We start from the raw sequence: 2,180 nt of genomic DNA, 5'->3' as shown, positions 1-2,180 counted from the left end.
GGTGTAAACGGCGGTGTAAAATTCCCCACTATCGGCGGGATACATTTCCCCACCCGACAACCTTCATGCACGTGCTTGAGGGTTGTGGCAATGCTAACGATGGAGGAATTCTTAATGATCCGCGATCTCTACAATCAAGGACTGAATATCAGTCAGATCGCCCAGATAACTGGGTTTGATCGCAAAACCGTACGCAAATACCTCTCTGCCCGGACACCGCCCTCACCGCAACCGCGAACCGGCACATCGAGCAAACTCGATCCGTTCAAGGAGTACATTCAGCAGCGCATCAGCGACCATCCTTTGAGTGCCGCCCGGATCTATCGGGAGATCCGGGAACAGGGTTTCACAGGGAAGTATACGATCGTCAAAGACTATATCCGCACGATCCGACCCTCCAAGAGTGTGCCGGCGGTCTTCCGGTATGAGACCGAACCCGGCGTTCAGGCACAGGTAGACTGGGCTGAATGCGGACATCTGGATGTGGATGGACAGCGGAGGAAACTGTATTGTTTCAGCATGATCCTCGGGCACTCCCGGATGCGGTACATGGTCTTCACCCTCTCCACGAATGTCTATACGCTCATCCAGTGTCATATCGATGCCTTCGAGTACTTTGGTGGATACACCGAGGAGATCCTCTACGACAACATCAAAACGGTGATCCTCAAACGGGCGATCCGCGCCGGCGACCACCAGTGGAACCCGAAGTTCGGGGACTTCTTCCAGCACCACGGGTTCATTCCCCGGCTCTGCAGACCCTACTGCCCGCAGACCAAAGGAAAGATCGAGAACTCGATCGGGTATATGAAACGTGATTTCCTCCTCGGAGGAACCTTTTCATCCCTCGACGATATGAACCGGCAGCTCCTGCAGTGGTGTAACCGGGTGAATGCCGAACCCCACGGCACCACCCACGAGATCCCGTTCGATCGGTTGCAGCGGGAGAACCTGAAGTCCATGGCAGGGATCCCGGCCTACCGGCTGCGGAGAGAAGAACGCCGGAAGATCTCGCGGGAAGCGTATATCTCCTACCTTGGGAACCGCTACTCGGTGCCCTACCGATACGCCGGGCGAGAGGCCATTCTGGAACTTCACGACGACCGGATGATCGTCCGGGTCGGCACCGAGATCATCTGCTCGCACACCGTCGTTCCCGGGCATGCCCGGATCGTCCGGGAGAAGGAGCACTTCTCCGGCCTTCTCGCAGAGGCCATGCGATGCAACGCTCAGTCTGGAGCGGCCTCGCGGCCGCTCTTCCGGATGATCGAGCCTGAAGTTGAACACCGGCCGCTCTCGGTCTACGAGGGTCTTTCCGGCGAGGTGCGGCAATGAGTTCTCTGGTCTACGAACGGGTGCATGACAATCTGAACCGTCTCAAACTGACGACGATCGAGTCACTCCTGGACAACTACCTTGAGATCGCTGCGAAGGAGGAGCGATCGACGCTGGAAGTCCTCGACTACCTTCTGAGCCAGGAGGTGAAGAGCAAGGATGATCGTGCCCTTGAGTTCCGGATGCGGTTGGCCGGGTTTCCGATGGAGAAGCGGCTGGATGATTTTGATGTCAGCTTCCAGCCATCCCTCGATCCGGCGGTGATCCGGGATCTGGCGTCTCTGCGGTTTGTCCATCATGCGGAGAATGTTGTCTTCTTAGGGCCTCCCGGGGTCGGGAAGACGCATCTGGCTCTTGCTCTCGGCCACGAGGCAGTGAAGCAGGGGTTCCGGGTCTACTATGCGAATGCATCCAGCCTCATTGAACGGCTCATGAAAGCGAACCGGGAGAATAAACTCGAAGAACGGATCAAGGCGCTCACGAAGTTCCATCTCCTGATCGTCGATGAGATGGGCTATCTGCCGTTCGACAGCGAAGGTGCACACTGTTTCTTCAGCCTGATCTCACGGCGGTATGAGAAGTCGTCGACGATCTTTACCTCGAACAAGTCGTACGGCGAGTGGGGAGAGATCTTCGGCGACCACGTGATCGCCGCTGCAGTTCTGGACAGGATTTTGCATCACTGCACCACGATCAACATTAAAGGCGATAGCTATCGCCTGAAAGAACGGCGGAAACAGGGGCTCTTCTCTCACACCCTGCCGGGATGATATGGATAGAATTATGAAGACAGGTGGGGAAAATTATTCCGCCACTTCTGGGGAAAAGTATCCCGCCGTTTACAC

Annotated in this window: 2 protein-coding genes; both read left to right on the top strand. The window is 56.4% G+C overall.

What is annotated here, in order from left to right; translation table 11 throughout:
- Positions 1-90 precede the first annotated feature (90 nt).
- Positions 91-1,335, top strand: a complete 1,245-nt coding sequence (istA, locus tag FGU65_RS15780) for an IS21 family transposase (RefSeq protein ID WP_301665456.1) — start codon at positions 91-93, stop codon at positions 1,333-1,335.
- On the top strand, positions 1,332-2,105 hold the full coding sequence (gene istB / locus FGU65_RS15775) for an IS21-like element helper ATPase IstB (RefSeq protein ID WP_301665455.1): 774 nt from the start codon (positions 1,332-1,334) through the stop codon (positions 2,103-2,105). Before istA ends, istB begins: the two co-directional genes overlap by 4 nt.
- Positions 2,106-2,180 lie beyond the last annotated feature (75 nt).

Origin of the sequence: Methanoculleus frigidifontis, assembly GCF_030464345.1 — an archaeon.
Lineage (GTDB): Archaea > Halobacteriota > Methanomicrobia > Methanomicrobiales > Methanoculleaceae > Methanoculleus_A > Methanoculleus_A frigidifontis.
Note: the sequence above shows the minus strand (reverse complement) of the source record. Positions and strands in the feature narration are given on the sequence as shown.